The sequence below is a fragment of the Micromonospora yasonensis genome, assembly GCF_026013475.1.
GTDB lineage: Bacteria > Actinomycetota > Actinomycetes > Mycobacteriales > Micromonosporaceae > Micromonospora > Micromonospora yasonensis.
The window spans coordinates 1-6,778 of sequence record NZ_JAPDPH010000312.1 but is presented as its reverse complement, the minus strand read 5'-3'; the positions used below and the strand labels follow the sequence as shown (position 1 = coordinate 6,778).

The 6,778-nt window shown below is 74.9% G+C and carries 7 protein-coding genes; all 7 read left to right on the top strand.

The annotated features are described in order from the left end of the window. Positions 1 to 808 (top strand): beta-ketoacyl-[acyl-carrier-protein] synthase family protein (locus ONA70_RS33755; protein WP_265010538.1); only part of this gene is annotated, 808 nt, incomplete at its 5' end. 149 nt (positions 809 to 957) lie between these two features. Beyond that, positions 958 to 1,449, top strand: coding sequence for a beta-ketoacyl synthase chain length factor (locus ONA70_RS33750; RefSeq protein WP_265010537.1), 492 nt, complete (start codon positions 958 to 960; stop codon positions 1,447 to 1,449). Further along, positions 1,446 to 3,146, top strand: coding sequence for a class I adenylate-forming enzyme family protein (locus ONA70_RS33745; protein ID WP_265010536.1), 1,701 nt, complete (start codon positions 1,446 to 1,448; stop codon positions 3,144 to 3,146). The genes ONA70_RS33750 and ONA70_RS33745 overlap by 4 nt, the downstream gene beginning before the upstream one ends. Beyond that, positions 3,143 to 4,399 carry a beta-ketoacyl-[acyl-carrier-protein] synthase family protein gene (locus ONA70_RS33740; RefSeq protein WP_265010535.1) on the top strand — a complete coding sequence of 419 codons (1,257 nt, stop codon included), beginning with the start codon at positions 3,143 to 3,145 and terminating at the stop codon, positions 4,397 to 4,399. Before ONA70_RS33745 ends, ONA70_RS33740 begins: the two co-directional genes overlap by 4 nt. Positions 4,400 to 4,466: 67 nt before the next feature. Beyond that, positions 4,467 to 5,573, top strand: coding sequence for a 4-hydroxyphenylpyruvate dioxygenase (gene hppD / locus ONA70_RS33735; RefSeq protein WP_265010534.1), 1,107 nt, complete (start codon positions 4,467 to 4,469; stop codon positions 5,571 to 5,573). After that, positions 5,570 to 6,511, top strand: a complete 942-nt coding sequence (locus tag ONA70_RS33730) for a phytanoyl-CoA dioxygenase family protein (RefSeq protein ID WP_265010533.1) — start codon at positions 5,570 to 5,572, stop codon at positions 6,509 to 6,511. Before hppD ends, ONA70_RS33730 begins: the two co-directional genes overlap by 4 nt. Then, positions 6,508 to 6,778: thiamine pyrophosphate-dependent enzyme (locus ONA70_RS33725; RefSeq protein ID WP_265010532.1), on the top strand; the 271-nt coding region annotated here is incomplete at its 3' end. The genes ONA70_RS33730 and ONA70_RS33725, both read left to right, overlap by 4 nt.

Sequence of the window (6,778 nt, the reverse complement as noted above, 5' to 3'; positions counted from 1 at the left end):
GGAGGTGCCGGCGCTCGCCGGCCACCTGGCCCGCCGCTGCGGCCTCGGCGGCCGTACCCGGGTCTACACCACCGCGTGCGTGTCGGCGAGCACCGCGGTCGCCGACGCGGCCACCCTGATCGGCCGGGGCGACCTGGACCGGGTCGTGGTGGCCGCCGGTTACCTGGTCGAACCCGACCAGTACGCGCTCTTCGACGCCGGCCGGGCGTTCGCCGCCGACGGGGCGGTCCGCCCGTTCAGCGCCGGACGGCAGGGGCTGCTGCTCGGCGACGGGATCGCCACCGTGGTCCTGGAGTCCGCCGGGGCGGCCCGGCGGCGGGGCGCGACGCCGGTGGCGACCGTGGCCGGCTGGGGACGGGCCGGGGACGCGTACCACCCCTGCCAGCCCGACCCGCGGGGGCGCGGGCTGGCCCGGGCGGTGGCGGCGGCGCTGCGCCGGGCCGGGCTGCCCGGCGCGGCGGTCGGCTACGTCAACGCCAACGCCACCGGCACCCCGTCCAGCGACGCCTCGGAGGCGGCGGCGCTGCGGCTGGCCCTCGGCGACCTCGCCGGCCGGATCCCGGTCAGCTCCACCAAGTCGGTGCACGGGCACGCCCTGGAGGCGTCCGGGCTGCTCGAACTGGTGGTCACCGTGCTCGCCCTGCGGCACGGAATGCTCCCGGTCAACGCCGGCTTCCTCGGCCCCGACGAGTCCTGCCCGCTGGACGTCATCACCGACGCCCCCCGCCCCGCCACCACCCCCCACGCGCTGACCCTCAACGCCGCCTTCGGCGGCGCCAACACCGCCCTCCTGGTCGGTGCCCCATGACCGCCCCCGACCCCACCCCGACTCCGCGATCTTGCACTTCGGGTGCCGGCGAACGGCGCGAACGCCGCGAAACGCCAGCCCAACTTGCAAGATCGCCGGAGCGGGCGGAGCGGGCGGAGCGGGCGGAGCGGGCGGAGCGGGCGGAGCGGGTGTTGGCGGAGGCGCGGTGGCCGGAGGTGGGGGACGGGCCGCCGCCCGCGTTGCCGGGGTTCGTGCACTCGGACTTCGCGCCGGTGGTGGTGGCGGTGGCCGACCGGTGCCTCGCCCGGCACCACGGGACGGGGCCGCTGCCGGCGGGCAACCGGACCGCGGTGGTGCTGGTCAGCGCCGGCGGGGACCGGGCCAGCGCCGCGCACGTGCGGGCCACGGTGGCCGCCGGGGGCCGGGTCGGCCCGCTCTTTTTCTTCCAGTCGGTGCCGAACAGCGTCGCCGGGCACGTCGCGGCGCGCTGGGGACTGGACGGACCGGTGGTCTGCCTGAGCCCGACCAGGGACCCGCGGGCCGAGGGCGCCGCCGAGGCGGACCTGCTGCTGTACGACGGCGACGCCGACCAGGTGTTGCTGGTCCTGATCGAACAGGCATCCGACGGGACGCCCAGCGAGGCGGTCGCGGTGCTGCTGGGGGAGGGAACAGATCAATGAGGACGAAGGGACTTCGCGGCGCGCTGGCCGCCGACACCGAACTGGGCGCGGGCAACGTGCTGGCCCGGGTGCTGGCGCACGGCGCCGACCCGGACGGGCCGGGGCTCACCTTCGACACGGCGGTCGACGGCCACCCGGCCGAACACCCACTGACCCTGGGCCAGCTCGACGCCCTGGTCGCCGCCCGGGCCGCCTGGCTGCACGAGCGCGGGGTACGCCGCCGCGACCCGGTCGCGGTCTGGGCCGGCGCCGCCGCCGACATGGTGCTGTCCTTCCTGGCCCTGGCCCGGCTCGGCGCGATCCCGGCGCTGATGAACGGCAAACTGCGCCCGGAGATCGCCGCCGAGTACATCCGCCGGCTACGCGCCACCGGGGTGCTCGCCGACGCCGCGCGCGCCGAGGCGCTGCACGGACACGACCTCGGCGCACCGCTGCTCGGCCAGCCCGCCGAGGCCGGCGCCGGCGATCCCGCCGCCGCCCCGGCCCACCACCGGCACCACCCCGACGACCCGATCGTCATCACCCACACCTCGGGCACCACCGGGGTGCCGAAGGCCGTGCTGCACTCGCACGCCAGCCTCTTCGCGGCGACCCGGCACCTGCTGTCCATGCCGCAGGCGCAGGGCACCAGCCGGATCCTCAACGCGCTGCCCGCCCCGCACACCGCGACGGTGCTCATGGTCAACCAGGCGCTGGGCAACCGGGCGGAGATGTTCCTCCTCTCCGAGCAGAGCGGCGAACGGGTGCTCGACGCCATCCAGCGGTGGCGGCCGGACGGCGTCTTCGGCTTCTCCGTCACCTGGGCGGAACTGGCCCGCTTCGACCTGTCCGCGTACGACCTGGACTCGGTGCGGCTGTGGTTCAACACCGGCGACTGCTCGCACGAGCCGCACGTACGCCGGCTCGTCGCGGTCGGGTCGCGGGACGTGATGACCCGTGAGGGGGTGAAGCGGGTCCCCGGCTCGGTCTTCATCGACGGGCTCGGCTCCAGCGAGATGGGGCACTCGATGTTCCACATCACCCACACCACCGACACCGACCGGTACGGCCGCTGCGTCGGCCGCCCGTACCGGTTCGCCAGGGTGGCGGTCCTCGACGAGCAGGGCGACGAGGTGCCGCCCGGCCAGGTCGGCTGGCTGGGCATCGACTCGCCGTCGCTGTTCCGCGGCTACTGGAACGACTCGGTCACCACCTACCGGTCCCGGCTGCGCGGCTGGTACCTCACCGGCGACCTGGTCCACGCCGACGCCGACGGCCGCTACTACCACCTGGACCGGGCCGTCGACTCGGTCGAGGTCGGCGACGGGAGGCGCTTCTTCACCGCCCTGTCCGAGGAGCGGATCCTCGCCGCCTGCCCCGACGTCACCGACTGCACGGTGGTCATCGTCAAGGAGGGCGGCACCCCGGCGATCGACCCGGCCGGGGCCGAGCGCGTCGACCGACCACTCCGGCTCGGCGTGTCTGACGCCACGCCGCGACCCGGAGCGGTCGTCACCGATGTGCTGCTCGAACTGGCCGCCGGCGCCGACCCGGAGGAGGACCGCACCGAGCGCGTCCGGGCCGCGCTCGGGCCGGACGTCGGGGCCACCCTGCGCCGGGTGGTGCCGGTCCGCGCCGACGACATGCCGGTCACCGTCACCGGCAAGGTCCGCAAGGTGGCGCTGCGCGAGCGCTACCTCACCGAGACCCCGTCATGACCGCCGTCATCAGCGGCATGGGCCTGTTCACCCCCGCCGGGCGCGGCGTCGAGGAGACCTTCGCCGCGCTGACCGCCGGTCGGTCCGGGCTGCGCCGCCCACCCGAGGGGCACCCGGCCCGGGACAGCCTGGAGGTCGCCGGGGTGCTGCCGGAGATCGACCCGCGCAGCGTCGCCTCCGGCCCGGAGACCAAGGTCCTCGACCGGATCGTGCTGCTCGCCCTGCTCACCGCCGCCGAGGCGCTCGCCGACGCCGGCATCGCGGTGGGCCGGGACGTCGACCCGGCCCGGATCGGGGTGATCGTCGGCGGGGTCGGCGGGATGTCCACCTTGGAGAACCAGGTGCTCGCCCGGGCCGCCCGGGGCCGCGCCGCGGTCAGCCCGTACCTGCTCACCGGGATCCTGCCGAACATGCCGACGGCCCGGATCGCCATCGCCCACGGCATCCGGGGCTACAGCTCCTCGGTCGGCACGGCCTGCGCGTCCGGCGCCCAGGCCGTCGCCGACGCGGTACGCCTCATCCGGGCCGGCGAGGCCGACGTGGTGCTCTGCGGGGCGAGCGAGGCGCCGCTCTTCCCGACCTTCGCCGACACCTTCGGCAACGCCCGGGCCCTCGCCCGCGGCTGGGACGACCCGGCCGAGGCCAGCCGCCCGTTCGACAAGCGGCGCAACGGGTTCGTCCTCGCCGAGGGGGCGGCGCTGCTGGTGCTGGAACGCGCCGAGCACGCCGCCGCCCGGGGCGTCGCCGGCTACGCCGAGGTCGCCGGGTACGGGGTGAACACCGACGCGTACCACCCGACCGCGCCCCGGCCCGACGGCGCCGGGGCGGCCGAGTGCATGCGCCGCGCCCTGGCCGGCGCGGGAGTGGAGCCGGCGCAGGTCGGCTACGTCAACGCGCACGGCACCGGCACCAAGCTGGGCGACATCGCCGAGACCACCGCCCTCGCGAAGGTGTTCGGCGTGGGCGGGGTGCCGGTCAGCTCCACCAAGGGGCTCACCGGGCACCTGCTCGGCGCCTCCGGGGTGCTGGAGGCGGCGGCCACCGCGCTGGCGCTCGGCCGGGGGCTGCTGCCGCCCACCTACCACCTCGACGATCCGGACCCGGAGTGCGAGGCGGACCACGTCCGGGCCGCGCCCCGGGCCAGCCGGGCCGAGCACGCGCTGAGCAACTCGTTCGGCTTCGGCGGCCAGAACGTCAGCCTGCTGCTGCGCCGGGTCGCCGCGACCGCGGCGGACGGCGGATCGGGGAGGTGATCCGACGGTCCATGCCGGGCGCGGTGTGCCCGGCCGACAGGCACGGGGGGAAATGGGGAAGGGACAGATGCAAATCAATGGCATAGATCACGTCGAACTGTACGTGGGGGATGCCCGGCAGGCCGCCTTCTACCTCGGCAGCGCGGTCGGGTTCCGGCTGTGCGGTCAGGGCGGCCCGGAGACCGGGCTGGCCGACCAGCGTTCGCTGCTGCTGGTCCAGGCCGACATCCGGATGCTGCTCACCTCCGGGCTGACCGCGGCGCACCCGGCGTCGGCGTACGTGCAACGACACGGCGACGGCATCGCGGTGGTCGCCCTCGAGGTCGACGACGCCGCCGGGGCGTACGCGGAGCTGGTGGCCCGGGGTGCGACCGGGGTGACCCCACCGCGGACCCACGGCGACGCGGACGCCGAGGTGGTGGTCGCCGAGGTCGGCGGCTTCGGCGACGTGCGGCACCGCCTCGTCGAGCGGCGCGGCGACCGGAGCGTGTTCCTGCCCGAGGCGATCGAGCCGCTGCCGGCCGCCGACGGCGCCGAACTGCTGGCCGAGATCGACCACCTGGCCGTCTGCGTGCCGCCCGGCCAGCTCGACGACACGGTGAAGCACTACACGGAGGTCTTCGGCTTCGCGGAGATCTTCGAGGAGCACATCGAGGTCGCCGGGCAGGCGATGAACTCCAAGGTGGTGCAGAGCCCGTCCGAGCGGGTCACCCTGGTGCTGCTGGAGCCGGACACCAGCGCCCGGCCCGGGCAGATCGAGGACTTCCTGCGCTGGCACGCCGGCGCCGGCGTGCAGCACCTCGGCCTGCGCACCGACGACATCGTCACCGCCGTCGGCGCCCTCGCCGGCCGCGGGGTCCGGTTCGCCGGCACCCCGGCCGCCTACTACGACGACCTGGAGGCGCGGGTCGGCAGGGTCGACGCGCCGCTGGACCGGCTCCGCGACCTGAGCATCCTGGTCGACTCCGACCACGGCGGCCAGCTGCTGCAGATCTTCACCGAGTCGATGCACGTGCGCCGCACCCTCTTCCTCGAACTCATCGAGCGACGCGGGGCCCGCACCTTCGGCAGCGGCAACATCAAGGCGCTCTACGAGGCCAAGGAACGCGAACTGGCGGCGACGGGGGCGACCCCCGCCGTCGCGGCCGGTACGGCAGGAGGGGTGGGGGCATGACCACGACACATCCGACACTGACCGCCGAGGAGCAGGCGTTGCTCCCGTCCGACGCGGACGTGCGCCACTACGCCGAGCACGGCTGGTACCTGTCGAAGAAGCTGCTCACCGACGACGAGGTGGACGAACTCGTCGCGGCGACCGACCGCTACTACGCCGGGGAACGCGACCGCCGGCTGCCGGTGCGGCCCCCGCGACTGGCCTACTGGGACCCGTCCAAGGGCGACGTGCAGCGGCACAACGACTACGTGCACTACGAGCACGACGTCATCGGCCGGATCCTGCGCAAGCCGCTGATCGGGGCGGTCGCCGCCCGGCTGGCCCGGGCCGACGAGATCCGGGTCTTCCAGTCCACCCTGATCTGGAAACCGCCGATCTCCGGCGAGCCGTCCAACATCGTGCCCTGGCACTTCGACAAGCACTACTGGGCGTCGTCGGCCTCCGAGAACATGCTCACCGCCTTCATCCCCTTCCACGACTGCGGCGAGGAGATGGGCACCATCACCATGGTCGACGGGTCGCACCGCTGGCGGGAGATCGGCGCCGACGACACCGTGGTCCGGCACTTCGCCGACCGGGACCGCGACCAGCTCGACGTCATGCTCGCCGAGAACGCCGCGCACAACGGCGCGGAGATCCGCAAGATCCCGATGGTGATCCCCAAGGGGCACATGAGCTTCCACCACTGCCGCATCTACCACGGCAGCGGCGCGAACATCAGCGGCCGGCCGCGCCGGGCGATCTCACTGCACCTGCAGGACGGCGGCAACGCCTGGCGGGAGTACCCGCTCTCCGACGGCACGCTCGCCGCGTACAACCACGACGTGCTGGTCCGCCGCACCCCTGAGGGCCGGCCGGACTACGCGGACCCCGAGATCTGCCCGGTCATCTGGCGCGACCGCGCCCTCGCCGTCGTCGAGGAGGGCCGGCCGGCGTGACCGACACCGACCCGGTCCGGCTCTACCGCACGGTACGGCTGATCCGCCGCTTCGAGGAGCGGGCCATCGACCTGGTCCGCGCCGGGGAGATCGTCGGCGGCATCCACCCGTACCTCGGGCAGGAGGGGATCGCCGCCGGGGTCTGCGCCGCGCTGCGCGACGACGACCTGGTGACCGGCACCCACCGCGGGCACGGCCACGTGCTCGCCAAGGGCGCCGACCCGGCCCGGATGCTCGCCGAGCTGTGCGGGCGGGTCACCGGGCTCA

Excerpts from the sequence above, each read along its gene's own strand:
- ONA70_RS33745 (WP_265010536.1), top strand. The coding sequence starts at position 1,446 with ATGAGGACGAAGGGACTTCGCGGCGCGCTGGCCGCCGACACCGAACTG.
- ONA70_RS33740 (WP_265010535.1), top strand. The coding sequence starts at position 3,143 with ATGACCGCCGTCATCAGCGGCATGGGCCTGTTCACCCCCGCCGGGCGC.
- hppD (WP_265010534.1), top strand. The coding sequence starts at position 4,467 with ATGCAAATCAATGGCATAGATCACGTCGAACTGTACGTGGGGGATGCC.
- ONA70_RS33730 (WP_265010533.1), top strand. The coding sequence starts at position 5,570 with ATGACCACGACACATCCGACACTGACCGCCGAGGAGCAGGCGTTGCTC.